Source organism: Chromobacterium aquaticum (assembly GCF_021129195.1).
GTDB classification, from domain to species: Bacteria; Pseudomonadota; Gammaproteobacteria; order Burkholderiales; family Chromobacteriaceae; genus Chromobacterium; species Chromobacterium aquaticum.
On the sequence record NZ_JAJOHW010000058.1, the window covers coordinates 1 to 25,824 of the forward strand.

26 protein-coding genes are annotated in these 25,824 nt (G+C 67.8%); 19 read left to right on the plus strand and 7 right to left on the minus strand.

Going from position 1 to position 25,824, the window contains the following annotated elements:
- Together LQT98_RS09405 and LQT98_RS09410 are read right to left on the minus strand one after the other, a co-directional pair.
- On the minus strand, positions 1 to 403 hold a 403-nt coding region (locus tag LQT98_RS09405; protein WP_231462103.1), incomplete at its 3' end, for a DMT family transporter.
- Complete coding sequence (locus LQT98_RS09410) at positions 400 to 858, minus strand: DMT family transporter (RefSeq protein WP_231462105.1); 459 nt, start codon at positions 856 to 858, stop codon at positions 400 to 402. The genes LQT98_RS09410 and LQT98_RS09405, both read right to left, overlap by 4 nt.
- A gap of 93 nt (positions 859 to 951) precedes the next feature.
- Between LQT98_RS09410 and LQT98_RS09415 the strand changes: the two genes are divergently transcribed.
- From LQT98_RS09415 to LQT98_RS09470, 12 genes are all read left to right on the plus strand, one after another.
- Entirely contained in the window at positions 952 to 1,884 is a 933-nt protein-coding gene (locus LQT98_RS09415) for a LysR family transcriptional regulator (protein ID WP_231462106.1), read from the plus strand.
- Between the two features lie 411 nt (positions 1,885 to 2,295).
- Entirely contained in the window at positions 2,296 to 2,934 is a 639-nt protein-coding gene (locus LQT98_RS09420; protein WP_053074521.1) for an acyl-homoserine-lactone synthase, read from the plus strand.
- 60 nt (positions 2,935 to 2,994) lie between these two features.
- On the plus strand, positions 2,995 to 4,326 hold the full coding sequence (locus LQT98_RS09425; protein ID WP_197081536.1) for a 3-dehydroquinate synthase II: 1,332 nt from the start codon (positions 2,995 to 2,997) through the stop codon (positions 4,324 to 4,326).
- A gap of 63 nt (positions 4,327 to 4,389) precedes the next feature.
- Positions 4,390 to 5,481, plus strand: coding sequence for an SDR family oxidoreductase (locus LQT98_RS09430; protein WP_231462108.1), 1,092 nt, complete (start codon positions 4,390 to 4,392; stop codon positions 5,479 to 5,481).
- 10 nt (positions 5,482 to 5,491) lie between these two features.
- Positions 5,492 to 6,901 carry a hypothetical protein gene (locus LQT98_RS09435; RefSeq protein ID WP_048411319.1) on the plus strand — a complete coding sequence of 470 codons (1,410 nt, stop codon included), beginning with the start codon at positions 5,492 to 5,494 and terminating at the stop codon, positions 6,899 to 6,901.
- 18 nt (positions 6,902 to 6,919) lie between these two features.
- On the plus strand, positions 6,920 to 8,689 hold the full coding sequence (locus LQT98_RS09440) for a class I adenylate-forming enzyme family protein (RefSeq protein ID WP_231462110.1): 1,770 nt from the start codon (positions 6,920 to 6,922) through the stop codon (positions 8,687 to 8,689).
- On the plus strand, positions 8,650 to 9,894 hold the full coding sequence (locus tag LQT98_RS09445) for a hypothetical protein (RefSeq protein WP_231462112.1): 1,245 nt from the start codon (positions 8,650 to 8,652) through the stop codon (positions 9,892 to 9,894). Before LQT98_RS09440 ends, LQT98_RS09445 begins: the two co-directional genes overlap by 40 nt.
- Positions 9,895 to 9,924: 30 nt before the next feature.
- Positions 9,925 to 10,665: an ABC transporter ATP-binding protein gene (locus LQT98_RS09450; RefSeq protein ID WP_053074524.1), complete on the plus strand. Its 741-nt coding sequence runs from the start codon at positions 9,925 to 9,927 to the stop codon at positions 10,663 to 10,665.
- 8 nt (positions 10,666 to 10,673) lie between these two features.
- On the plus strand, positions 10,674 to 12,656 hold the full coding sequence (locus tag LQT98_RS09455; RefSeq protein WP_231462114.1) for an outer membrane lipoprotein-sorting protein: 1,983 nt from the start codon (positions 10,674 to 10,676) through the stop codon (positions 12,654 to 12,656).
- A 13-nt stretch (positions 12,657 to 12,669) separates the two neighbouring features.
- On the plus strand, positions 12,670 to 13,989 hold the full coding sequence (locus tag LQT98_RS09460) for an ABC transporter permease (RefSeq protein WP_231462116.1): 1,320 nt from the start codon (positions 12,670 to 12,672) through the stop codon (positions 13,987 to 13,989).
- Between the two features lie 37 nt (positions 13,990 to 14,026).
- Positions 14,027 to 14,839, plus strand: coding sequence for a class I fructose-bisphosphate aldolase (locus LQT98_RS09465; RefSeq protein WP_048411324.1), 813 nt, complete (start codon positions 14,027 to 14,029; stop codon positions 14,837 to 14,839).
- A 51-nt stretch (positions 14,840 to 14,890) separates the two neighbouring features.
- Positions 14,891 to 16,453: a class I adenylate-forming enzyme family protein gene (locus LQT98_RS09470; protein ID WP_197081537.1), complete on the plus strand. Its 1,563-nt coding sequence runs from the start codon at positions 14,891 to 14,893 to the stop codon at positions 16,451 to 16,453.
- Between the two features lies 1 nt (position 16,454).
- Here LQT98_RS09470 and LQT98_RS09475 read toward each other — a convergent pair whose 3' ends face one another.
- Positions 16,455 to 17,183, minus strand: a complete 729-nt coding sequence (locus LQT98_RS09475) for an autoinducer binding domain-containing protein (protein ID WP_048411325.1) — start codon at positions 17,181 to 17,183, stop codon at positions 16,455 to 16,457.
- Positions 17,184 to 17,583: 400 nt separating this feature from the next.
- Between LQT98_RS09475 and LQT98_RS09480 the strand changes: the two genes are divergently transcribed.
- The 5 genes from LQT98_RS09480 to LQT98_RS09500 all read left to right on the plus strand — a co-directional run bounded on the left by LQT98_RS09480 (position 17,584) and on the right by LQT98_RS09500 (position 21,964).
- On the plus strand, positions 17,584 to 18,288 hold the full coding sequence (locus tag LQT98_RS09480; RefSeq protein WP_048411326.1) for a TenA family transcriptional regulator: 705 nt from the start codon (positions 17,584 to 17,586) through the stop codon (positions 18,286 to 18,288).
- A gap of 88 nt (positions 18,289 to 18,376) precedes the next feature.
- The gene (locus tag LQT98_RS09485) at positions 18,377 to 19,186 is read left to right on the plus strand and encodes an aldolase (RefSeq protein ID WP_048411327.1); all 810 of its coding nucleotides are present in this window, start codon (positions 18,377 to 18,379) and stop codon (positions 19,184 to 19,186) included.
- Between the two features lie 121 nt (positions 19,187 to 19,307).
- The gene (locus tag LQT98_RS09490; RefSeq protein ID WP_231462119.1) at positions 19,308 to 19,925 is read left to right on the plus strand and encodes a hypothetical protein; all 618 of its coding nucleotides are present in this window, start codon (positions 19,308 to 19,310) and stop codon (positions 19,923 to 19,925) included.
- Complete coding sequence (locus tag LQT98_RS09495; RefSeq protein WP_231462121.1) at positions 19,922 to 21,001, plus strand: alpha/beta hydrolase; 1,080 nt, start codon at positions 19,922 to 19,924, stop codon at positions 20,999 to 21,001. The genes LQT98_RS09490 and LQT98_RS09495 overlap by 4 nt, the downstream gene beginning before the upstream one ends.
- Positions 21,002 to 21,346: 345 nt before the next feature.
- Positions 21,347 to 21,964, plus strand: coding sequence for a tetratricopeptide repeat protein (locus LQT98_RS09500; RefSeq protein ID WP_048411329.1), 618 nt, complete (start codon positions 21,347 to 21,349; stop codon positions 21,962 to 21,964).
- A 10-nt stretch (positions 21,965 to 21,974) separates the two neighbouring features.
- Here LQT98_RS09500 and LQT98_RS09505 read toward each other — a convergent pair whose 3' ends face one another.
- The gene (locus LQT98_RS09505) at positions 21,975 to 22,394 is read right to left on the minus strand and encodes a hypothetical protein (RefSeq protein WP_048411330.1); all 420 of its coding nucleotides are present in this window, start codon (positions 22,392 to 22,394) and stop codon (positions 21,975 to 21,977) included.
- 203 nt (positions 22,395 to 22,597) lie between these two features.
- Here LQT98_RS09505 and LQT98_RS09510 point away from each other — a divergent pair, with 203 nt between their 5' ends.
- Positions 22,598 to 23,170 carry a YqiA/YcfP family alpha/beta fold hydrolase gene (locus LQT98_RS09510; protein ID WP_231462123.1) on the plus strand — a complete coding sequence of 191 codons (573 nt, stop codon included), beginning with the start codon at positions 22,598 to 22,600 and terminating at the stop codon, positions 23,168 to 23,170.
- Positions 23,171 to 23,290: 120 nt separating this feature from the next.
- On the plus strand, positions 23,291 to 24,265 hold the full coding sequence (locus LQT98_RS09515; RefSeq protein WP_231462125.1) for a quinone oxidoreductase family protein: 975 nt from the start codon (positions 23,291 to 23,293) through the stop codon (positions 24,263 to 24,265).
- Positions 24,266 to 24,281: 16 nt separating this feature from the next.
- Here the strand turns inward: LQT98_RS09515 and LQT98_RS09520 are convergent, their stop codons facing one another.
- From LQT98_RS09520 to LQT98_RS09530, 3 genes are read right to left on the minus strand one after another with little or no spacing between them, the layout of a single operon-like run.
- The gene (locus LQT98_RS09520; protein ID WP_231462126.1) at positions 24,282 to 24,995 is read right to left on the minus strand and encodes a helix-turn-helix transcriptional regulator; all 714 of its coding nucleotides are present in this window, start codon (positions 24,993 to 24,995) and stop codon (positions 24,282 to 24,284) included.
- On the minus strand, positions 24,996 to 25,448 hold the full coding sequence (locus LQT98_RS09525) for an EVE domain-containing protein (protein WP_048411334.1): 453 nt from the start codon (positions 25,446 to 25,448) through the stop codon (positions 24,996 to 24,998).
- On the minus strand, positions 25,445 to 25,813 hold the full coding sequence (locus LQT98_RS09530; RefSeq protein ID WP_048411335.1) for a VOC family protein: 369 nt from the start codon (positions 25,811 to 25,813) through the stop codon (positions 25,445 to 25,447). Before LQT98_RS09530 ends, LQT98_RS09525 begins: the two co-directional genes overlap by 4 nt.
- Between the last annotated feature and the right edge of the window lie 11 nt (positions 25,814 to 25,824).

Consider the following 25,824-nt stretch of genomic DNA (forward strand, 5'->3'; position numbering starts at 1 on the left):
GCCACAGCCCGGCCAGGATCAGCGCCGCGCCCAGCAACTGGGCCAGCGCCGGACGTTCGATGCCGGCGAGGCGATCCAGCAGGATGCCGGTCAGCATCTGCCCGGCGATCACCAGCAGCGTGGTTTTCATCATGCCCAGCCGCGTCAGCACATGGCTGTTGACCGCGACGAACAGCGCGCCCAGCACGCCGCCCAGATAAGCGCCGACCGGCGCGTCGGCCAGGCCGCTGCCGGCACTGCTGGATAGCATCGGCAGCAGCGCGCTCAGCAGCAGGAAGCCCACCAGATGATTCCACCAGGACGCGGCGAAGGCGCCGTCTTGCTGGGCCAGGCGGCCGTTGATGGCGCGGCTGGCGCCGATGCAGACGCCGTTGAGCAGCGCCAGCAGGATGTAAATGCTCATATCGGCTCCTGAACGGCGAAGATCAGCACCGCGCAGCCGCCGAGCACCAAGAGCGCGGCCAGCGCGTCGTGGATGGTCAGCGCGCGCCGGGCGGCGAGCAGGCCGAAGCGTTCGCACAGCAGGCCGAACAGCAACTGGCCGGCGATGGCCAGCGCCAGGGTGCCGGCCAGCGCCAGCGGGCTGTTGACCGCGATGGCCGCCAGCGCCACCGTCAACGCGCCGGGCAGGCCGCCCAGATAGGCCCAGCGCGGCGGCCGGCTGGTGGCGGCGGGGCGTTCGCGGCTGGAGGTGGCGCGCCATAAGGCCAACGCCGTCAGCGCGCCCAGGCCATGCGCCAGCCAAGAGGCTTGCAGCGGGCCGCTGTGCGCGGCCAGCTGGCTGTTGCAGTGAATCATCCAGGCCAGCATCGCGCCGGCGGCGAGCGCCAGCGGGCTGTCCAGCCGTTTTGTGTCCATGGTTGTTATCTCGCGTCAAGGTGTGGCGGACACTGTATATCGTGGCGTGATGCGCGATAATCCGGGTTAGTGGAAACGGATAGTGGAGTCAAAGTGGACAATATCGGAGAAGGCGAGCGTTTTGCCGCGCTGCCCTTGTTCGTCGCGGTGATCGAGTGCGGCAGCTTCGCCGCCGCCGGCCGCAAGCTGGGCTTGAGCAAGTCCGCGGTCAGCAAGCGCATCCTGCAACTGGAGGCGCGGTTGGGCGTGCGGCTATTGCAGCGCACCACCCGGCGTCTGCATCTGACCGAGGCCGGCACGCTGTACCACGGCTATGCGCGCCGCGCCTTGAGCCTGGCGCGCGAGGGCGAGGACGCCATCGCCCGCTTGCAGAGCCAGCCGCGGGGCCTGCTGCGCATCAGCGTGCCCATGGTGTTCGGCCGGCTGCATCTGTCGCCGCTGGCGCCGGAATTCCTGGCCGCGCATCCCGGCGTGCAGCTGGACATGCAGATGGACGACAGAATGGTGGACCTGGTGGAAGGCGGCTTCGATCTGGCGATCCGCATCGGCCACCTGCCGGAATCCAGCCTGATCGCGCGTCGCATCGCTTCCTGCCGCAGCGTGATCTGCGCGGCGCCGGCCTACCTCGCCCGCCATGGGCGGCCGGAAACGCCGGCGAAGCTGGCCGAGCACAATTGCCTGCGCTACGCCTATTACCGCGGCGGCGCGGAATGGACGCTGCTAGGCCCGGACGGCCCGGTGGGCGTGCCGCCGCGCGGCAATTATCAGGTCAACAACAGCGAGGCGCTGCGCGACGCGCTGTTGGCCGGCGCGGGCATCGCCCAGATGCCCACCTTCATCGTCGGGCCGGACCTGGCCGCCGGCCGGCTATTGCCCTTGCTGGAGCGCTATCCCTTGCCGCTGCACGCGGTGTACGCGGTGTTCCCCGAGCGCAAGCATGTGCCGGCCAAGGTGCGGGCCTTCCTGGAGTTCATCGACAGGCGGCTGGGCGGCGAGCCGCCGCCATGGGAACGGGAAAGTTCCTGAAGCGACCCGTTTGAAACACTGTCCTATGGGTCAGTTATCGCCGTTTCCGGCTGAGCCATCCTGATGGCCTCGCTGGCGCGGCAGCCGCGTATTTCTCGTCGCTCCATCAGCGCTTCTCCGCCGTGAAATCGGCGTCAAAGGCCCGCCACGCGGGCCTTTTGTCTTTTCCGCGCAGCCATCGGCGCTAGCCGTCGCCGCGCCGCTCGCCCCTGGCCCACCTAACAGTTCTGCTAGCTTACGCCCGCTCCTGCCGCTCCCTACGATGCAAGCCAGGTCGGACAGCCCGGTTTGCTGTTCGATTCGACCCGCAAGTTCATGAAAGCAAACATGAATTTTTTATGAACCCAGGTCGGCGCCCGCGGCGTGAAGTCCGGCGTGGCCTGTCCTGCGATGTGGAAGGCGATGTGTCGAATGAATGGTTCCGCTTTGAATGTGCAGATTGTCCGGCGTGAGCTGCTGCCGGTGGCCGACCTTGAAAACATGCTGCGGCTGCGCGCCCGGTTTTTCCACGAACGCATGGGTTGGGATGTGCGAGTGGAAAACGGCATGGAGCGGGACGGCTACGACGAGCTCGATCCGCACTATCTGCTGATGAAAAGCCGCGATGGCGGCGTGCAGGGCTGTATGCGGCTGCTGCCGACGCTGGGACCGAACATGCTGCGCGACGTGTTTCCGTCGCTGCTGGCCGGCCAGCCGATTCCGGCCGACGCCCACGCCTGGGAAATCTCCCGTTTCGCGCTGAACCTGGATGGCTCCTGTCGTTACCACGCGCAGCGGCTGGAGCATATCCGCGCCGCGCTGCATCAACTGGTCGGTTTCGCTAGGGAACGCGAGATCCACCGTTATGTGATGGTCACCACCCCGACGGTGCAGCGCTTGCTCGCCCAGCTCGACATCCGGGCGCAGGCCCTGTCGGCGCCAACCCGTTTTGGCGTGGACGAGGCGCTGGTGTTGTCGGTGCCGCTGACCGCGGCCAACCGCCGCGCGGTGGCCCCGTCCGTGTTTTCGATGCCGTCGGCGCCGCCCGTCGTCATCCGGGCCTGGCAGTGAACCGGGCCTTGTTTGTCTCTTTTTCTCGCAACCGCTGTTGCTAAACCACCTGGAACCACCATGGAACAAACCTTGAGCAAACGTCCGTCCGCGAGCGCGGAAAAAACCGCAGCGGCCGACAAGACCGCGGCCAACGACAAGCAGGCGGAGCAACGCAATCCCACGACGCCACGCGAACCGGTGCCGCCGAGCAACGCCGCGCTGTCCCCGTTCACCACCGAGATGCGCAGCAACGATGGCAACGTGCTGTGGTACGACTCCAAGGTGCTGGCGGCGCTGAGCGAAGAGGGCCGCCGCGCCATCATCCAGCGTTTGGGCCAGGGCCGTTACAACGGCATCGTGCTCTACGCCGATAACCTGAAAATGCTGAGCCAGGCGGTGTCGCCGCGGCTGCAGCGCGTGCTGCACATCGAATCGGCCGAGCAGTGGGCCGAGTTGTCGACGCAGATCGCGCCGACCGCCGGCAAGGAACTGATCCAGGTGTCGGTGATTTCCAGCAGCCAGCCCTCTTTGCTGGCCGCCGCCCGCGCCGCCGGCTTCCGCACCAGCTGGCGCGCCCACGTCGATAACGCGGCGTCCTTGCACGCCTCCTTCCACGACGGCATGCACTACGATTTCCTGATGGTGTCCTTCAAGGATCCCACCAATATCCCACTGGAACTGGTGATCGCCGAGCTGCACAAGACCAATACCGTGCTGCTCAAGGAAGTGAACCAGGACGTGGACGACGCGGTGATCGCGCTGGGCGTGCTGGAACTGGGCAGCGACGGCGTGCTGGTGGCCTTTACCGACATGGAGCAGTTCGACCGCTTCGCCCACAAGATGGATGCGCAGGCCACGCCGCGCATCGATATCCAGGTTGGCGTGATCGAGCGCATCACTCACCTGGGCCTGGGCTACCGCGCCTGCATCGACACCACGCATATGTTCAACCCGGACGAAGGCATTCTGGTGGGCTCCACTTCCACCGGCGGCATCCTGTGCTGTCCCGAAGTCTTCCACCTGCCTTACATGGAACTGCGTCCGTTCCGCATCAATGCCGCCTCGGTGCACAGCTATGTGTTCCAGGCCAATGACCGCACCAGCTATATCAGCGAGCTGCGCGCCGGCAGCACGCTGACCACGGTGAACGCCCGCGGCGAAACCCGCCAGATCTTCGTCGGCCGCACCAAGACCGAAATCCGCCCGCTGCTGCTGATCGAGGCCACTTTCCCGCAAAACCGCAAGGTCAACATCATCATGCAGGACGACTGGCACGTGCGCGTGTTCTCCGACGAGGCCAAGCCGCGCAACGTCACCGAGCTGAAGCCGGGCGATCGCGTGCTGGGCTTCGGCACCGAGCCGGGCCGCCACGTGGGCGTGAAGGTGGACGAACACATCATCGAACTCTGATCCGCCGCGGAAGCGCCCCCGCGGGGGCGCTTCGACGGCTCATCGCGCAATGAGGAGCATCAAGTGCATCAGATCCTGATTTCCGGCGCCACCGGCTTTGTCGGCGGCGCCCTGGCGGCCAATTTCCTGGCGCGCGGCGCCCGCGTGCTGGCCCTGTCGCGCAACGACCCCGACGGCATGCGCACCATCAACGCGGTGGTGGCAGCGGCCAAGGGCTGCGGCCTGGACATCCGTGGCGCGCTGGAAAGCCATCTGGACGTGCTCAACGTCGATTTCGCCCAGCTGGAAGAAACGCTGGACGGCGCCGCGCTGGCCGGCGTCACCGAGGTGTGGCATGTGGCGGCGGAGATGAGCTACTCGTCCCACAAGCTGTCGCAGTCCTTCGCCACCAACGTCGGCAACAGCACTCGGCTGTACGAGGCGGTGCAGCGCCACGCGCCGGCCTGTCGGCGCTTCTACTATGTATCCACCGCCTACGTGGCCGGCATGGCCGGCGGCCTGGTCAAGGAAGAGCTGCATGCGCGCAGCCACATGGCCAACACCTACCAGGTGACCAAGTGGAGCGCGGAGCAGGCGCTGCATCTGCTGTACCAGCGCCACGGCCTGCCGGTGACCCTGTTCCGCCCCAGCGTGGTGGTCGGCCATCGCCACACCGGCTGGGCCTTCCGCAACGGTTTCGGCTTCTATATGTTCCTCAACGCCATGGTGGCCATCGCTCAGGCGGGCCACAAGGAATTGGCGGTGGATCTGGCCGCCGACAGCCGTCCGGACCTGGTCTCCATCGACCAACTGGTGGCGGATGCCTGCGCGCTGACGCTGCGTCAGCAGCAAGGCCGCGACTTTGAAGTGTTCCATTGCGCCGGCGGCCGTTCCGAGCGCATGGAGGACATCGTGAGGATGTGGGGCGAAGTGGCCGGCGTGCGCGCCGCGCTGGGCGCGCCGGCTTCGGCGCTGGACCAGAAATTCGACCGCGCGGTAGAGCCCAACCGTCCGTTCGCCAACCAGGAATGGCAGTTCGACCGCAGCCGGCTGGATGTCGCCGCCAACCGCGCGCAAACGCCGGCGCCCTTGTCGCTGGACGAGCTGCGCATGCTGTGCGCCTGGTATGCCGACGACGCGGCGGCCGAGCAGGCCGTCGCGGCCGAAGCCAACTGAGGAGGCTGCCGTGACCTCTCAGACCGCCACGCTGCCCGTCCGCTCGAACGTCGCGGAGGTCCGGCCGCTCGACGCCTTGTCGGAAGCGTTCGTCCACCTGGGCGAACTGGCCAACGTCAACACCAACCAGATCATCATCGTCGATGGCCGGCTGGACGCCGCCATGCTGGAGCAAAGCGCGCGCCTGGCGCTGGCCGGAGTGCCGCTGCTGCGCGCCCGGCCGCTGCCGGGCCGCCCCGGCCTTCAGTCCGACGCCTTCAGCGGCGCGCGCAGCCTGGTGCGCCATCGCGAACACGCCGGCGCCTGCGATTTCGGCGATACCGAGTTTCGCCGTCTGCTGATGGACTTCAGCCACGATAATCGGCTGGACTGGCGCGAGCGCGCTCCGGTGCAGCTATTGCTGATCACCGCCGCCGACGGCGCCAGCAGCTGCGTCTATCTGTGCACCCATCACGGCGTGGCGGACGCGCGCAGCGACAGCTTGCTGTTCCGTCTGATCATCGACCATTACGCCCATCTGAGCGGCGCGGCGGCCACGCCGCCGTCGTCGGAGCCGCTGCCCTTCGACACCCTGGCCGAAATCCGGCCGGACTGGTATCGGCCGCTGACGCGGACCCTGCGCTGGCTGCGCGGTTTCCGCAGCGTGGCGGCCGACCTGGTGCAGCGCGACATCGGCCTGCGCGTGCCGCTGAGCGGCTCGCGCTGGGAAGGGCGCTCCGCTCATCCGCGCATCGGCGAGCTGGATTTTTTCCACAGCGTGCTGCCGGAGGCCCTGGCCGAGCGACTGATCCGCGTGGCGCGCGCCACCGGCGTCACCGTCAATACCCTGCTGTGCGCGGGGCTGGCGCGGCACCTGGAGCGAGCCAGCGAACGCGGCGACGGCATGTTGCGCATCACGTGCGCGGTCAGCCTGCGCCGGCTGATAGACCCGCGCTACGACCGCAGCTTCCGCAACTACCTGGTGCCGAGCAAGATCCGCGTCCGCCTGGGACTGGGCGCGCGCGGACTGATCCGCTCGGTGCACCAGGCCATAGGCGCGGCGCGCAGCGACCGGCAACTGAGCACCGAGCTGGGCCGGCTGGAATCGCTGTTGCTGGCGCTGCGCCGCAGGCCGCTGCACGGCGTCGCCCGCGCGCTGATCGACGGCTGCCAGGGCACCAACGCCTGCTATTCCAATCCGGGCCGCATCGAGGAGGACTTCTCCAGTTTCGGTTCGGAGCGGCACCGCACCCGGCAATTCATCGGTTTCGGCTGCCTGGTGCCGCCGTACGACTTCATTCTTTACACCCCCACCGTCAACGGCCGGATGCAGCTGGACGTGGTGTATCGCCGCGCCGCCTTCAGCGCCGTTCGCCAGCAGTTCGTCGGCCCCTTGCTGAGCGAGCTGCAGCGTTTGCTGGACGAACTCGAGACCCCCTGAACCAGGACGGACGCCGCCATGAGCTATTTATTCGCCGCCATCGCGCTCGCCGCGCTCGGCTATCTGATCTTCGCCTTCATCCATCTGGGCTTTCCCGGCCGGCTGGCGCTGCTGGCGCGCTGGGACGATCGCATCGACACCGTGCTGGAGGCCGCCGCGCGCCGCCACGGCGCGCGCGAGCTGATCGAACTGGCGCAGCCGTTGAGCTGGCATGAACGCCGCATCTGGAACGCCGGCCAACTGCTGGAGGTCGTCAATGCGCTGGCCGCTTGCTGGCACAGCCTGGGCGTGGCGCCGGGCGACCGGGTGGCCATCTACAAGGCCAACGATTTCGATTACTTCCTGTTCTCCGCCGCCGCCATCCGCCTGGGCGCGATCGCGGTGCCGATGAACGCCAATGTGGCGCCGGATGTCGCCGGCCGCTATTTCGAGCGCGTCGGCGCCAGCCTGCTGCTGAGCGATGGCGTCAGTTGGGCGCGGCTGCGGCCGTTCGCGCCGGACTGTCTGCGCCAGATAGTGCTGGCGGACAGCCCGGCCTTGCTGGCCGGCGAGCGCACCCATGGACTGACGGCGCTGCTGCGCCAGGATCTGCGCGCGGCGCCGCGGCTGGAGCGCGGCCCGGCCGATCCGCTCTACATCGTGCATACCTCCGGCACCACCGGCGTGCCCAAGGGCGTGATTCTCAAGAGCGAGGGCGTGGCTCAGTCGCTGCGCTCCATCGTGCTGTTCAACCTGGTGTCGCCGCGCGACCTGGCCAGCTTCGCGCTGCCGCTCAACCATCAGGTGTCCCAGCTTTATCTGCACGGCTCGCTGCTGATGGGGGTGCGCTGCATCATCAACGGCGATTTGAGCGCGCCGGGCCTGCTGCGCCAGTTGGAGCAGCGCCGTCCCACGGTGTTCTTCGGCTTCCCCATCACCTATACCCGGCTGCTGGCCGCCGGCGCGGCGGCGCGGCCGCTGGACAGCGTGCGGGTCTGGGGCACCACCGCCGACGCCAGCCACGAAGTGCAGCAGCGCGCCTTCCTGCCCAAGGGCTCCTTCTTCCGGCGCCTGGGCCTGCCGGTCAGCGGCTCGCTGTTCATCGACGGCCTGGGCTCCAGCGAGGTGGGCATCGCCGCCTTGCTGCGCATCGCCACGCCGTGGACCCGTCGTTTCGACCGCCGCGTCGGGCGCAAGACTCCGCTCGGACCGCTGATCAAGGTGGCGGACAGCCAGGGCCATCCGGTGGTCAAGGGCCGTCCCGGCTTGCTGATGATCAAGGGCAAGAGCATGTTCGGCGGCTACTGGAACGCGCATGACGTGCTGTACGCGGCTTCCCGCGATGGCTGGTGGTTCACCGGCGACGTGGTGCGCGAGGCCGCCGACGGCGAAATGATCCACCTGGACCGCGAGGTGGACGTGATCCACACCTCGAGCGGGGCGGTGTACACCCTGCCGCTGGAAGAGGTGCTGCTCAAGCGCGACGGCGTGCTGGACGTCTCGGTGTTCGGCGTGCGGCCGGAGCCGGACACGCCGGAACGGCCGGCGGCGGTGGTGGCCCTGTGCGAGGGCGCCGCGCCGGTGGCGGCGGACGCCCTGCTGCGGGAGCTGAACCGCCAGCTGGAGCCGGAGCAGCAACTGGCCCATCTGTGGATCCTGCCGTGGGAGGACTTCCCCATCGGCGCCACCGGCAAAACCCTGAAACGCCGTCTGCGCGAGCGCTACAACGCGCAACTGCAGGCTTCCGCCACCGCTACCGCGAGTCATGCATGCGCAGCCGTTCCCGTTACCGAATTGCGGCCGTCCTGAGCGGCGCGCTGCTGGCGCTGAGCGCCGGCGCGAGCCGGGCCGACGACGCCGTCGAGGCGGCCGGCGGCCTGCGGCTGGAGCATGACGCGCTGTTGCAGCTGATCCACGAGAGCGGCCGGCTGTATCCGGCGCTGGGCGGCGGGACCAGCCGGCGCGGCGGCGCCGAGCTGAGGCTGGACTTGCGCCTGAAATGCGAGGGCGGCGCCTGCGACGGCAGCCGCGCGGTGCTGAAGCCGCGCTTCTGGCTGGGCGATGAATCCAAGCCGGACGCGCTGCCGTCGCAGTTGCCGGAACCGCTGATGGAGGGCTACGCCATCGTGCCGGTGGGTCGTGGCGAGATCGGCGCCGGCAAGCGGCTGATGGGCTGGGGGCCGTCGATGCTGTACAGCCCCACCAACCGGTTGTTTCCGGACAACGGCGCGGTGACGCCGCGGCGTGAAATCGCCGGCAAGCCGATGGCCTTCGCCAGCCTGCCGCTATCCGAGCGCGGCCGGCTCAATCTGTTGGCGGCCAATCCCAATCTGGACCCGGTGCCGGGCGTTCGCGCCAGCGACGGCCTGTTCATGCTGGCGCGCGGCGAATGGAACTGGACCGATCAGCCGGCGGCCACCGCGGGCGCGGTGCTCGCCGGCGGCGGCGGCTTCCAGCCGTATGTCGGCGGCTATGCGCAGTACGGCCTGGACGATGCCTGGACCCTGAGCGGCGAGTTCGCCGCCTCGCGCGGTTACGCGCGCCGCGACGCGACCGGGCCGTGGCTGGCCCAGGACGACGCGCGCTGGCGCTGGGACGGCACGCTGGGCCTGCGCTACGGCCTGGCCTCCGGCGCCGAGATCGGCCTGGAGCTGATTTACAACGGCTACGCGATGACGCCGGAGGAGTGGGCCAATCCGCTGCGGGCCGCCGCGCCGTCCAGCGGCAGCAAGCCCTCGCACAACCGGCCGCTGCATCCGTTCGCGCAGCAGCGTTACGCGCTGCTGCAAACCACCTGGCCCAAGCTGTTCGGCGATCGGCGCTGGGGGCTGACCGCGCGCTGGCAACAGGGGCTGGACCGGCCCAGTTCCGACGCCTTCGTCGAACTGTCCTTCAGCCCCGGCGACGCCGCCACCGTTTACCTGGGCGTGTCCCGCAGCCGGGTGACGGACGATTTGAAGCAGACCAGGGCGTTGCCGCGCAACGCCTACCTGGCGCTGGAAATCCATTTCTAAACCTGATCAAGACCTTATCGGAGGATTGCCGTGTACCTAGTTGAATTTGCATCGGTCACCAAGCGCTACCAGCTTGGCGATGTCGAGGTGGTGGCGCTCGATGGCGTCGACTTCCATGTCCAGCCCGGCGACTTCGTCGCCATCACCGGCCCCAGCGGCAGCGGCAAGACCACCATGCTCAACCTGATCGGCTGCCTGGACTCGCCCTCGGATGGGGAGGTGAGGGTGATGGGCAAGGCGGTCAACGCCCTGGGCGAGCCGGCGCTGGACCAACTGCGCAGCCGCACCTTCGGCATGATTTTCCAGAACTTCAACCTGATCCCGGTGCTGACCGCGGAAGAAAACGTGGCGCTGCCGCTGCATCTGCACGCGTTGTCGCGGCAGGAAGCGCGCCAGCGCGTCGCCGAGGCGCTGCGCGCGGTGGGCCTGGAGCGCTTCGCCAGCTTCCGCCCGGACCAGCTTTCCGGCGGCCAGCGTCAGCGGGTGGCGGTGGCGCGCGCGCTGGTGACGCGCCCGCAGCTGATCCTGGCGGACGAACCCACCGCCAGCCTGGACACCGCCAACGCCATCGCGCTGGTGGAGTTGATGAAGCAATTGAACGCCGAGCAGGGCGTGACCTTCGTGTTCTCCACCCATGACGACCGGCTGCTGCAGCACGTCCGCCGCATCGTGGAACTGCGCGACGGCAAGCTGTCGGTGACCCGAGAGCAGCAAGCGGCCGCGCCGCGCGACGGCCTTGTTCCGCAAACCGACCGTTACGAGGTGATGTGATGTGGGGAATGGCATTTCGCAATCTGTACCGCGACCGGCGCCGCACGCTGGCCACGGTGGTGGCGGTGGGCGTCGGCCTGCTGGCCGTGCTGCTGTTTCTCGGCTACATCCGCTTCGTCGAAGGCTCGCTGGCCTCGGTGGTGATCTATCGCGACGCCAATGCGCATGTGCAGATCTACCGCAAGGACGGGCCGGAGCAACTGGCCGCGACGCCGGCGCAGTACTCGCTGGACCGCGCCGAGCAGCGGATGCTGCATAAGCAGGCGCAGGAGCTGGCGCACTTCCGCCGCGTGTCGGACCAATTGGTCGGCGTCGGCATGGTCAACGCCGGCGGCGAGAACGCGGTCTTCCTCGGCCGCGGCATCGATCCGGCCTTCGAGGCCGCGCTGCAGGCGGCCAGCCCGCTGGCCGCGCCGCCGTCGGCGCTGGGCCGCGACGGCCTGTTGCTGACCCGCCAGCTGCAGGACTTGCTGGGCGCGCCGGCCAAGGGCGGCGACTTGCAACTGTTCGGCGCCTCCTATTCCAACCGCCTCAACGCGGTGGAAGCGCCGCTGAGCGGCGAATTCTCCACCGGCATCGAGGCGATCGAGGACAAGGGCCTGAAAGCGCCGCTCAGCCTGCTGCAATCGCTGTACGACACCGACGCGGTATCGCGCGTGGTGGTGCAGCTGGACGACCGCGGCAACGCCGCCGCCTATCGCGATGCGTTGGCGGCGCGGCTGGAGAGCCTGGCGCCGGGCCGCTACGAGGTGACCACCTGGAATCACCCGCAGATCGGCCAGCTCTACGTCAGCTTCATGGGCTTCTTCAACATGGTGTTCGCCTTCACCGGCACCGTGGTGTTCGTGATCGCCCTCACCACCATCCAGCACACGGTGGCCATGAACGTGGCCGACCGCACCCGCGAAATCGGCATGCTGCGCGCCATGGGCTTCAGCCGCGGCAAGATCGCCGGCCTGTTCGTGCGGGAAAGCGTGCTGACCACACTGATAGCGGCCTGCGTGGCCCTGGGACTCGCCTATATGACCATTTACGCCATCCTCTCCGCCAATCTGCAAACCCAGCTGCCGCGCATCGCCGAACCGGTGAAGCTGGCGCTGGACCTGCCGCTGGGCTGGGCGCTCGCCGCCAGCGCCGTGGCGGCGCTGGGCATCGCGCTGGGCGCGGCCATCACCGCGCGCAAACGCATAGGCGGCGAAGTGCGGGCCAAGGGCAAATCGGTGCCGCTGACCCGGCTGCTGGCCACCACCTCCTGCCTGATGCTGGCCACCATGCTCACCGTCAGCCTGGCTCACGCCGAAGACGCGCCCAGCGAGGCGACCATGCGCGATTGGCTGCGCAAGGCCGATCTGGCCCGTGGCGGCTGGGGCGCCTACAAATGGTCGCTGAGCATACACACCGAAGACCCGGCCGGCGCCACCACCACCACCTATGACATCGCGGTGCGCGACGGCAAGGCGCTGGCGCGCACGGTGGAACCCAAGCGCTACCAGGGCGAGAAGATCCTGATCGCCTCGCGGGCGATGTGGTACGCCAAGCCCGGCTTGCGCAAGCCGGTCAGCATCAGCCCGCAGCAGCGGCTGGTGGGCGAGGCCGCCAACGGCGACATCGCCGCCACCCAGTACGCCCGCGACTACACCCCGGCCTATGTCGGCAGCGCCCAGGTCAACGGCGTGGACTGCCACAAGCTCAAGCTCGTCGCCGCCACGCCGGGCGCCACCTACGAAAGCATCGTCTACTACCTGGACAAGCGCAGCCTGATGGGCGTGAAGGCGGATTTTCTGACCGCTGGCGGCGCGGTGTTCAAGAGCGCCTCCTTCGAGTACGGCAACAAGGTCAGGGTCAACGGCCGCGAGCAGCCCTTCGTGTCCAGCATGAAGATCGTCAACGCCAACTTCCCGGACCGCTACAGCCGCCTGCAATACGGCCAGGTGGCGCCCAGCAATCCGCCGGACAGCCTGTTCGCGCTGGATACGCTGATGACCATGTGAGAGAGGCCGCGAGATGAACGCCAAATTGTTATTGAGCATGTCGCTGCGCAATGTGCGGCGGCAGGGACGCAAATCCGTTGGCACCCTGGTGGTGATGGCGGTGTCCATCCTGGCGCTGTGCCTGCTGGCCGGCTATATGCAGTCCAATGTGGAGCTGATCCAGAACGCCTTCATGCGCTGGGGCGCGCGTGGTCACCTGGTGATAGAGCGACCGGCCTCGCAGCTGGCGCGCGAGGTGGAAGGCGCAGGCCAGAACCCGATCGGCGCCGCGATGCAAGCCGGCATCGACAAAGTGCTGGCCGCCGATCCGGACGTGGCCGCCCGCGCCCGCATCCTGCGCGTTTCCGGCATGGTGTCCAACGCCCGCGTCAGCACCATCTTCGCCGGCATCGGCCAGGACGTGCAGGAAGTGCGCCGCATCAAGGGCCCGGCCTATGAGTACGACGTGGTGGCCGGCACGCCGCTGTGGCAGGAAACCCGCGCCCATCCGCTGGTGTTGGGCCAGGGCCTGGCCGCCATTCTGGGCTGCGAAGTGCCCAAGGTCGGCTTTGCTCCGGCGCAGCCGGGCCAGACCCCGGCCTCGCGGCCGATGCGCTGCCCGCCCGGTCCGCTGGAACTGACCGTGTCCACCCGTGGCACCGCGCGCATCAACGCCACCCAGGCGCTGCCGACTGGCATCATGGATTGGGGCATCAAGGAAATCAACGACCGCCTGGTGGTGATGCCGATGGCCGAGGCCCAGGCCCTGCTCAACACCCGCGAAATCAGCGAATACCACGTGCTGCTGGCCGACGGCGCGGACCTGGACGCCGCGCGCGACCGGCTGTCCGCCAAGCTCAAGACCGCCGGTCTCGACGTCACCGTGTTCCGCTGGTCCGACCGCGCGGCCTTCTATCAGCAGGTCAAGGCGGTGCTGGGCGGCTTCCTCAACTTCATCGCCATCGTCGCCGGCATCGTCGGCTTCACCAGCCTGCTCAACGCCAGTTACATGAACTTCGCCCAGCGAGCGCGCGAATTCGCCACCCTGCGCAGCCTGGGCTTCACCCGCCGCTTTGTGATGACGCTCACCGCGCTGGAAAACAGCTGGCTGGCCGCGGCCGCGGCGCTGGCCGGCATCGCCTGCGCGCTGGGCGTCACCTGGGCGGTGCGCGCGGCCAAGATCATGTGGACCCCGCCCGGCTCCAGCAACGCGGTGCCGGTGGAAGTGGCCTGGGTGGCGCCGGTTTACGCGCTGACCCTGGCGGGCGTGGTCATCCTGGCCGCGCTGGCCAGCGCGATTCCCACCCGAAAAATCCTGCGCCGGCCGATCCGTTCGGTGTTGAGCGAAGGCTGATCCCCCGTTGGACACACACAGCAACAAGGAGGCTTGAATGACTGAAATGGCACGCAAACGTCGCTGGTCCCGCTTTGTAGACCGGCAATCCGGCAAGGCGCTGATCGTTCCCATCGACCATGGCCTGACCATGGGGCCGCTGGACGGCCTGAATCGGGTGGAGGAAGTGCTGCGCTGGCTGGACCCGGAAGTGGTGACCGGCATCGTCGCCCACAAGGGTTTTGCCCAGCGGCTGGGCGGCGCGCCCGGCTGCGGCCTGATGATTCACCTGAACGGCTCGCTCAATATCGGCGCCACCCCGGACCTCAAGCAGATGGTCACCAGCGTGGAAGCGGCGGTGCGCCTGGGCGCGGACGCGGTGTCGATCCAGACCAATTTCTGCGCCGACACCGCCGGCCACAACCTGCAATTGATCGGCCAGGTGGTGGATCAGGCCCATGCCTACGGGCTGCCGGTGCTGAACATGCTGTATGACAAGGGCCCGCTGGCGGGCAAGGACCTGAGCCATCTGCGCCACTTCATGCGCGCGGCGGTGGAACTGGGCGTGGACGCGTTGAAAGTGGCGGCGCCGGAGGACCTGAACGCCATCCCGGAATTGGTGGACGGCATCCAGGAGCACACCCCGGTGTTGTTCGCCGGCGGCGCGCTGGCCGATGAACTGGCCCTGCTGGAGCTGGCCGCGGCGGTGGTCCGCCATGGCACCGGCGGCATCTGCGTGGGCCGCAATGTGTTCCAGCGCCCCAATCCGCTATCGACGATGACCCGGCTGCGCGACTTGTTCCGCAGCGGCGTGCCGGCGCTGGACTACCGCCGCCTGGCGCAGCCGGTGGCCGAGGCGCTGGAAAACTGAGCGCGAGCCGCCGCCGGCGGCCCGCATTTTCAAATTTGTGAGGTTCAAGACATGTCTGAGGTTCAAAACGCATCTATAGATTCCAGCCCCGGCTGCGTCGACCTGATGGTGGACCGCCATGTGCGCGCCGGGCGCGGCGATTGCGTCGCCCTGATCGAACGCGGCGCCGAGGGCCGCCGCGTCCTCAGTTATCGCCAATTGCAGGCCTTGAGCCTGACGGCCGCGCGCGAGTTGGACATCCTGCTCGCCGGCCGCCGCCCGGGCCAGCGCGTGGCGCTGGTGGGTTCGGCGACGCTGGAAACGGTGATCTACTGGCTGGCGGCGATGCGTTCGCAGCGGCTCGCCTTCATGGTGCACCCGGATTTGCCGGCCGAACATTACGAAGGCCTGTGGCAAAGCTACGACCCTGACCTGATCCTGGCCGACCGCACCGCGCGCCAGCCGCGCGCCGAGGCGATGACCGACCTGGCGACGCTGGCGGCGCGCAAGAGCGCGCCGGCGGCGACGCACGCGGTGGGGGACATCGAGGCCAGCTTTGATCTGAGCCCGGCGCTGGTGCTCGCCACCTCCGGCTCCACCGGCCGGCCCAAGCTATGCGCGCACTCCCATCGCTCGTTCTGGGAGTTCGAGCGCACCGTGACCCGGCCGATGTGGGGGCTGTGCGCCGAGGACAAGGTGCTGGCCAGCACCGGGCCGTTCTTCTCTTTCGGCCTGCAAGGCCTGCACGCGCCGCTCAGCGTCGGCGCCTGCGCGGTGCTGCTGCCGGAATGGGGGCGCCACGCCGATTTTCTCGACGCCATCGAGGCCGAGGCCGTCACCGCCTTCCTGGCGGTGCCCACCCTGTACCACCTGCTGATGGCGCGGGCGGAACGCGCTTACGACTTCAGCGCGCTGCGGCTGTCCTTCTCCGCCGGCGAACGCCTGCCGCCGGCGATCCGCCAGCGTTGGGAAGCCTGGACCGGCTCGCGGATGCTGGACTCCATCGGCACCACCGAAACCTTCGCGCCCTATCTGTCCGAAACCGCCGACGGCGGTGCCGGCCTGCGCCGCGTAGAGGGCTTCCGCTACCTGGAAACGCCGCACGCCGGGGACGCCGACGCGCCATCCGACGCCTTCACCCTGGACCTGTCCGGCGGCTGTCTGATGCTCGGCTATTTGCGTCCCGGCGAAGCCGGCGCCATCGAGGCGGCGCCGGCCAGCTTTCCCACCCGGGATCTGTTCGTGCGCGCCGGCGAAGGCCTGAGCTTTGTCTCGCGCGACAGCGAACGCATCAAGGTGGCCGGCTATTGGGTCAGCCCGCAGGAGCTGGAAGCCTTCCTGCTGGACGACAAGCGGGTGCTGAAGGCGGCGGCGCTGCCGGTGGTCACCGCCGAAGGGCTGACCCGGCTGCGCGCTTACGTGGTGGCCACCGCCAGCGGCTACGTCGGCGCGGCCCTGGTGGAAGACTTGATGAAGCGCGCCCAAAGCGAACTGCGGCCCAAGGCGTTGCGGCCGGACCGCATCGAGCTGGTGGCCGACATCGCCACCACGCCCAGCGGCAAGCTCAAGCGCCAGGAGCTGCAAGGCCTGGTCAGCCATCCGGCGGCCACCGCGGGCGCGGTGCTGGCCGGGTGAGTCAGACGGGGATCAGGCCTTGGGCCAAGGCCCTGGCCACCGCCTGGCGGCGGTTGGACACCTTCAACTTGTTGATGATGTTGCGGATATGAAAATTCACCGTGGACTCGGAGCAGCGCAGGATGCGCGAGGTTTCCCAAGAGGTTTTGCCGGCGGCGGCCCAGCGCAGGCACTCGTGCTCGCGCTGGGTCAGGCTGACCGACGCGGCCAGGCAGGCCTCTTCGATGCGGCAAATGGCCTCGTAAGCGTAGGTGCACAACAAATGCACCGTCGGCGTCAGCATTTGCAGCCATTGGTCGGTGCGCGCGTCGGCGCGGGCGTCGCAGGCCACGGTCATCATCATCGGCTGGCTGCGGCCGACGCCGCGCAAAGAGGTGGCGACGCCGGCGGAAACGCCGTAGGCCGACGCTTCTTCGAACAGATGTTGGGCGGTTTCGTCCTCAAAGCGGTTGCGGTGCCAGATCAACGGCACCGCCGACTGCCGGCAATGGCGCACCACCGGGTCGCGGCCCATCCATTCCAGCCGCGAGTAACGCTCCATCCAGGCCGCCGGGTAATTGGTTTCCACCCGGGGCGCGGGCGTGTCGCCGTTCACGGATTCAATGCCGATCAGGAAGAAATCCAAGCCGATGTTGGAGACCAGCTGTTGGCAGTGCTGTTTGACCTGCTCAATCGTCGCCGCCGACAGCAGGTCGGGCAAAGCGCGGATGACATGCTCTTGCGGATGCATCTGACTTTCTCTGACTTTCAACTGTGGGTCTAACAGCAAATAAGTAATAAGCGCGTGATTTGTCTTGCTGGAAAAAGTCTGACAGGCGCGCCAAAAAATGACAAATGGAAAGTTCTATCAAATTGAAATTTCATGACAATTGGTTCGTGGTTGATATGAACTCATTTGCGCTTGTCAATGTAGCGATAGTTTTAGAAGGAAAAGACAGATGGCCGGTGTTTGTCGTTTTTACTGACAATTACTGACATTTAACTTCTTTATGGTACGGCAACGTGCCGATCTTGGCACCCGGCCCGCGCCGGGCGGCTCGCCGCCGCCAGCCGCAAGGCTGTGCCATTGCCGCAACGCATTAATCGCCGGTCCGACAGGGCCTTCTCAATCTTGGTGTTGGAGCAAACTCATGGACATGCAAATGGCGCTCTTGGAATCGACCAAAGAGCAATTGATCGAACGCATCCGTTCCCATTCCTTCCTGACGCGCTGTCGCGCCGGCGAAGTCTCGCTCGACGAGCTGAAGATCTTCCTGGTGCAGCAAGGCTTGTACAGCGCCTACTTCACACGCTACCTGTGCGCGATGATGGCCAATCTGCCCAGCAACGAGGAAGTGCTGGAACTGGCGGAAAACCTGTTCGAGGAATTGGGCCTGGCGCCGAACAGCCCGCGTCCGCATCATCTGATCTATCGCGAAATGCTGGAGCACTACTCGGTGTCGCTGGACGGCGCGCAGCCGCTGGCCGGCACGCGCCGCTTGATCGACAGCATGTTCCAGCATTGCCGCCACCTGAACCCGGCCGCTGGGCTGGGCGCCTTGTGTCTGGGAGCGGAAGGGCTGGTGCCGCCGATGTACAGCGACATCATCCTCGGCTTCGAGGCGCTGGGCGCGGCGCGGCGCGACATCGAGTTCTTCCACATCCATGTGGAATGCGACGACGGTCACGCCGAAACCATACGCGACATCATGCTGGACATCGCCAGCTCGGCGCCGGAGCAGATCGACCTGATGTTGCAGGCGGGGCATCGCCTGGTGGACGCGCGCTTGGAGTTCTTCAGCTCCATCGAGGCCGCGTACCAGGAGGCATCGCGCGCCCAGCCCGCCATCGCATGAGCGCGGCCCTCCCGTGCCGGGAGGCGTTCCGCGTCCTTCGGGCCGGCCCCGCGCGAAGCGGCCGGCTCTTTTCAAGAAAGGAGACGCCATGACCGATACCATGGCAATGGACAAGCAGAGCTTGATCGAACGGGCGAAGACGCAGATGCAGCAGCATCTGGGCGCGCCGGACTGGTCGCTGCGCGAAAAAGTGGCGCTGACCTGTCGCATCTTGTTCGCGCAGGGCCATGATTCCGGCCTGGCCGGCCAGATCACCGCGCGCGCGGAACGGCCGGGCGAATACTATACCCAGCGGCTGGGCCTGGGTTTTGATGAAACCACCGTCGGCAACCTGCTGCGGGTCAACGCCGACCTGGACGTGCTGGAAGGCGACGGCATGGCCAATCCGGCCAACCGCTTCCATAGCTGGATCTACCGGGCGCGGCCGGATGTGCGCTGCATCATCCATACCCACCCGGTTCATGTCTCGGCGCTGTCCATGCTGGGGCGCCCGTTGAAGATCGCCCACATGGACGCCTGCATGCTGTACGAAGACGTGGCCTTCCTGCCGCAGTGGCCCGGCGTGCCGGTGGGCAATAGCGAGGGCGAGATCATCAGCGGCGTGCTGGGGGACAAGCGCGCGGCGCTGCTGGCCCACCACGGCCTGGTGGTGGCCTGCCGATCGGTGGAAGAAGCCTGCATGATGGCGATCCAGTGCGAGCGCGCTGCCCGGCTGCAATTGCTGGCGGAAGCGGCGGGGGAGATTCGCGAAGTGGAGCCGGCGCTGGCGCGGGAAGCGCATGACTGGATCCTGCAGGACAAGCGTTCCCAGGCAGGCTTCGCCTACTACGCGCGCCGCGCGCTGCGCGCGGTGGAGGCCGGGGCCGAGCATCCGCTGGCGACAGCGGCCACGGCATGAGCGGCGACGCCATCCTGCTTTCAGGCAGTACCGTGAGCTTGATCCCCGGTATTAAGCTGCGAAACTGGCCGGCGCTGCGCCTGCGCTGGCCGGCTCATGTCTTTCGCCGAGAAGGGATTGTATGTTGCACAAGCTACACCGTCTGTCCGCCTGTCTGATCAGCCTTTACATCTTGTTCCACCTGCTCAACCACCTGAGCGCGCTGGCCGGCATCCAGGCCCATATCGACTATATGCGCAGCTACCGCCTGCTGTACCGCTTCCCGCCGGTGGAAACATTGCTGCTGGCCTGTGTGCTGTTCCAGGCGGGCTCCGGCCTGTATTTCGTGTGGGCGCGGCGCGGCCAGCGGCAGGGTTTTTTCGATCACGCCCAAGCCTGGTCCGGCCTGTACCTGGCGTTCTTCCTGCTGTTCCACCTCAGCGCGGTGCTGTACGGCCGCTGGGTGCAAGGGGTGGACACCAATTTCTATTTCGCCGCCGCCGGCCTGCATCTGGGCCATTACTTCTTGTTCTTCATGCCCTATTACTTTCTGTCCATCGTCGCCTACTTCACCCATATCGGCTGCGCGTTGCGCTGGCTGTTGCAAGCGCGGCTGGGGCCGCGCGGCGGCGACCGGCTGGCCGGCGGGATGATGGCGACCGGCGCGCTGCTGTCCGGCGTGGTGATCGCCACCTTCAGCGGCGCCTGGTATCCGGTGGCCATTCCGGCCGCCTATCAATTCAGCGGGCTGGTGCGATGAGGCCGCCGACGCTGGCGCAAAGACTGGAACGGGCGCTGGCGCGCCGCGCGCTGCGCCTGCCCAAGCCCTTGCTCAAGGCGCTGGCCGGTTCGCCGCGCCGTCTGGACGGCCTGACGCTGAACCCGCAACTGCAATTGCTGCTGCGGCTGCGATGGCTGGGCCGCAAGCGCGGCTGGCATCGTCTCGGCGTGGCCGCCGCGCGGCGGGAGCTGGATTGGGAGGGCGGCCTGCTGGCGCAGCGGGCGCCGCAGCGCGTGTTGGTCGAGGACGCGACGCTGACCGGGGCCGCCGGCGCGATCCGCGTGCGCCGCTACCGGCCCGAGGGGCTGGCATTGCCGCTGCCAACCCTGGTGTTCTATCACGGCGGCGGCTTCGTGGTCGGCTCGATCGAATCGCATGACCTGCCTTGCCGCGCGCTGGCCGCCGACGCGCGCTGCCAGGTGATCTCGGTGGATTACCGGCTGGCGCCGGAACATCCCTTTCCCGCCGGCGTGACGGACGCCATCCACGCTTTTCGCGCGTTGGCGGCGGACTGCGCCGCCTGGGGCATGGACCCGGAGCGGCTGGCGGTGGGCGGCGACAGCGCCGGCGGCAACCTCGCCGCCGTGGTCGCGCTGGCCACGCGCCAAGACGCGACGCGGCCGCGCCTGCAACTGCTGTGGTATCCGGTGGTGGACAATAGCGCCGGCTTTCCCTCCATCCAGCGCTTTGGCGATGGCTTCTACCTGGAGCGGGCCACCATGACCTGGTGCGTGCGCCACTATACCGGCGGCGGCCAGCTGCGCCATCCACGGGTATCGCCGCTGTTCGACGAGCTGGACGGCGCGCCGCCGGCCTATATTCAAACAGCGGGTTTCGATCCGCTGCGCGACGAGGGCGAGGCCTACGCCGCCAAGCTGGCGGCCGCCGGCGTGCCGGTCCGCTGCGAGCGGCAAGCGGGGCTGATCCACGGCTTTTTCAATATGGCCGGCGACATCGACGAAGCCGCCGCCGCCTTCGCCGCCGCGGTGGCCGCGCTGCGCCGGGCCTGGCGAGTCGAGGCGGAACCGGCGCTGGTACCCGAGCCGGCGACATAAGCGGCGGCGCGCGTCGACTAATCCTGCAAGAACCTGATTACGATCTCGCGAGCAAGAGCGAGGCAAGGCGTTGCGGCTGAGAAAGCGGTATGTACAAGTGGTATATGAGCATTTCGAAGGCGTACTCACCGTGTAAGAACCTGTTTACGATCTGCTGCGCGTCGGCGATACGGCGTTGAAACCGAGCTCAAAATGCTCATGTACCACCTGTACATTCCGCTTTTTCGCTCGTTTCCGCCTTGTCTCGCCTTAGCTCGCGAGATCGTAAACACGTTCTAAGAGCCCGCTCAAGGCCCGCGCGCATTGCGGCGGCGGGGAATCGGGCGGCGTCCAGAGGAGGCGAAGATGCGCAAGGTGGGGAGATGGATCGTGCTGTGCTGGGCGCTGGCCGCCGCCGCCGAGGTGCCGGGCTGGGCCAGCTACCAACGCGGGGATTTCGCCGCCGCGCGCCGGCAGTTCGAACAAGCGGCTGAGGCCGGCGACCGGGTGGCGGCCTTCGATCTGGCGATGATGGACTGGCGCGGCGAGGGCGCGACGGCGGACCGGGCACGCGCCCTGCGCTGGCTGCGCCGTGCGGCGGAACTGCGGCTGCCGCAGGCCCAGCATGCGTTGGGCGTGCTGTACGAAACCGGCCAGGGCGTGGACAAATCGCTGACCGAGGCGACGCGCTGGTTCCGCCAGGCGGCGGATCAGGGTTATCTGCCGGCGGAGCTGGACCTGGGCACCCAGTATTTTCTTGGCCGCGGCGCGGCCAAGGATTACCGGCTGGCGGCGTTCTGGTACGAAAAAGCCGCGCAGCAGGGCGATGTCGGCGCGCAGTATTTGATCGCCAGCATGTACGAGCATGGCGATGGCGTGGAACGGGACCTGCCGGCGGCGATACGCTGGTACGCCAAGGCGGCGGCGCAGGGCGATGTCGGCGCCAGGCTCAAGGCGCTGGATCTAGCCAAGCGGGCCAGATGAGATCGGGCGTTCAGGCGCGGGCCGGGCCGCGCCGCATTTCGGCCAGACACTGGCAGGCGGCCTGCCAATCCTGCACGCCGCGCAGGCCGCGCACGATGATGCCGGCCAGGGTGTCGTTGCAGGCGTCCGGGCCAAACTGCATCAGCATCTCGTGCAAGGCGAAGTGCAGCGAAGCGTTGTGCTGCAGCAACAGCCCCACCTGCTCGTGAACGAAGCCGTCCACGGTGGCCTGGCCGTTACGGTCCACGTGCACATGGTGGCGCGGGCAGAAGCCGGAGCGGATCAGCGCCTGGTCGGCGCGCACATCGTCGAGAAAGGTTTGCGCGCTGTGATGCAGAAAGCCGCAAGCCATGATCAGGCTGGCGACGGAATAGGGCTTGGTGGTGGTGGAGTCGGCGACTAGGGCGTTGTCCGGCAAAGTGGCAAGCATAATGTTCTCCTGTTGTTGTATTTAAACCGCTCCATATGGCATAAATCGTCGGTTTTTTTATATTTTCCGCGCTTTTGTAGCATTCATGCGAATGTATTGGCAAGTCAGTCGAAAGGACGGTTGCCAGGCGCGGCCGCCAGGGTTTGTCTTGGGGCGACAGCCATTTAGAATGAACGTTTTATTCACGCTTTGTTCCCATTCGCATGCATATCGTTTACCTGCACGGCTTCAACTCCGGTCCGCAATCGCTGAAGGCGAATGAAACCGCCGCCTACCTGCAACAACACGCGCCCGATGTGACGCTGCATTGCCCACAGCTGTCGCCGCATCCGGCCGAAGCGATCCAGCAGACGTCCGCGCTGGTGGCGTCCCTGCCCGCCGACACCTTGCTGATCGGCAGCTCGCTGGGCGGCTATTACGCCACCTTCCTGGCCGAGCGCCATCAACGCCCGGCGGCGCTGATCAATCCGGCGGTGCGGCCTTACGACGACCTGGCGCGCTTCATCGGCGAACAAACCAATCCCTACACCGGCGTGGTCTACACCCTGAGCGACGCCGACATGCAGGCCTTGCTGGCGCAGCGCGTGGCGCGGCCGTCGCCGCGCCGCTACTGGCTGCTGCTGGGCAGCCGCGACGAAGTGCTGGACTGGCGCGAGGCCGCCGCCCGCTATCTGGATTGCCGCCAGACCGTGTTCAACGGCGACGACCACCGGCTGCAGGCCTGGCCGCGCATGCTGCCGGGCGTGGTGGCCTGGGGACGCCAGCAATTGGTCTGACCGCCGGCGCGGCGGGCGTGGAACAGGTTCTGATATCCGGAACAGTCTTTTCAGCGAAGCGGCTTGTTGCGCGCGGGGCGCTTGCCGCACACTGCTCATTTCTCCCGCGAGGACGCAGTCATGACTCAAGCCATCGTTTTCTCCCAGACCGGCGGCCCGGAAGTGCTGGGCCTGCAAAGCCAGACCCTGGGCGCGCCGGGGCCTGGCCAGGTGCGAGTGCGCCACACCGCCATCGGCATCAACTTCATCGATACCTACCAGCGCAGCGGCCTGTACTCGCTGCCCTTGCCGTCCGGCCTGGGCCAGGAAGCGGCCGGGGTGGTGGAAGCGCTGGGGCCTGAGGTGAGCGGCCTCGCGGTCGGCGACCGCGTCGCTTACGCCGGCGGCCCGCTGGGCGCATACAGCACCGAGCGGCTGCTGCCGGCGGCGGTGCTGGTGAAGATTCCGGACGGCATCAGCGACGAATCCGCCGCCTGCATGATGTTGCAGGGCATGACCGTGGAGTACCTGGTACAGCGCACTTATCCGGTGCGGCCGGGCCAGACCGTGCTGTGGCACGCCGCCGCCGGCGGCGTCGGCCAGATCGCGGTGCAGTGGCTGACCGCGCTGGGCGCGACGGTGATCGGCACCGTGGGTTCCGACGCCAAGGCCGACATCGTGCGCGGCCTGGGCTGCCAGCATGTGATCAATTACGGCAGCGAGGACGTGGTGGCGCGGGTGCGCGAGATCACCGGCGGCCAGGGCGTGCCGGTGGTGTACGACTCGGTGGGCAAGGACACCTTCCAGATCTCGCTGGCCTGCCTGAGCCCGCGCGGCATGCTGGTCAGCTTCGGCAACGCCTCCGGCGCGGTGCCGCCGTTCGCGCCCTTGGAACTGACCAGCCGCGGCTCGCTGTTCTTCACCCGGCCCAAGCTGGCCGATTACGTGGCGACGCGGGCGGAGCTGGAAGCCTCGGCCCAGGCCTTGTTCGAACGCGTGGCGGACGGCCGGGTCAAGGTGGCGCCGTCGCACCGCTACCCCTTGGCCGAGGCGGCGCAGGCGCACCGCGATCTGGAAGGACGCAAGACCAGCGGCTCCATCATCCTGCTGCCTTGAGCCGGCGGCGCGGGTCTTATTCCTGGTGCCAGGGCTGGCGCTGGTGTCGTTCCAGCCAGGCCAGCGCCTGGCCGTCGCTATCGACATGGCCCAGATAGCCGGCCAGGCTGATGCCGGGCGGGCAGCTCAAATCCGTGTCGCGCCAGCCTTGCAGCCGGTCTACGCGGAAACTGCGGTAGTCCTGGCGCAGCCCGCACCAGGCGGCCAGCAGCCAGCGGTCGCCCCAGAAAAACAGCGCCAGCGGCAGCAAGGCGCGCTGGCTGTCGCGGCCGCTTTCATCGCGGTAATCCACCCATAGCGGCTGGCGGGAGACAATGGCGTCGCGCAGCGGCGCCAGCCGCTCGCGCGGATAATTGCCGGCCGCCGGCGCGTACAGCGGCTCCGGCGGCAGGCTGGAGGAACCCAGCACCGCGTGGATGCGGCCCAGCGCCGATTGCGCCGCCGCCGCGGTGTCGCGGTCGGCCCAGGCCGCCAGCATGCGCGCGCCCACCTCCAGCGCCGCCAGCTCGCGCGCGGAAAATGCCACCGCCGGCGGCGTGAAGCCGGCTTCCAGCCAATAGCCCTCGCCGGCCTCGCCGTTGACCGGCGCGCCGCTGGCCATCAGGTCGGCCATGTCGCGATAGACCGTGCGCGGCGTCACCTCCAGCCAGTCGGCCAACTGCCGGGCGGTGGTGCGGCGACGGCCGCGCAACAGCAAGAGGATTTGAACCAGTCGGTCGGCTCGGCGCATTCAATCGGGTTCCCGCAGCAAGGATGGCGGCAGTGTCGCCTGCATTGCGCGCGCGATCAACAGGAAATCGGCGCGGCCGATTTCCAGGTGGCCGAAGCGGAAGGCGTAGCCCCAGCGCGCCGGGTCGGCGATGAAGGACAACTGGCCGAGCAGCGGCCGGATCGCGGCGTCCTCGGCCGGCCAGAACGCGATATCGCGGCGGTAGGGCTCGAAATCGGCGCTGACCCGGAACGGATAGACCCGCGCGTCCGCCACCAGGCCGACGGCGGTGAAGCGCTGGCAGGGCTCGCGCCCCTCCAGGCTCAGCACCGGCGAGTAATAAATCAGCCCATCGCCGGCCGCCATCCGCCGGAGCGGCGCCGCCTTGCCGTGGCAGAGCTGGGCGAAGCCGCCGGCCAGGCCGCGCCGCACATGGTCGCGGCTGGCCACGCCTATCCAGTAGCGTCGGCTCATGCCGCGCTGTGCAGGCCGATCAGATTGCCGTCCAGGTCGGAAAACAGCGCGATCTGGCCCCAGGTCTCCGGCAGCGCGGTCTTGGGCTGCACCACGATGCCGCCGGCGGTCTTGACCCGCTCCAGCGTGGCGTCGAGATCGGCGCCGCCATCCAGGTAGATGCGCACGCCGTCGACATGGGGGCGGGCTTGCGGACTATGCAGCAGCGCGCCGCCGCAACTGCCGTCGGCTTGGGGAAACAGCGCCATGCGATGATTGTCGAAGCTCTCCTCGTGCAACTCCAGCTGCAAGACTTGCTGATAGAAGGCGACGGCGCGCTCGAACTGGAGCACCGGAATTTCAAACCAGTGTAGGACGGGGGACATGCTTAACTCCT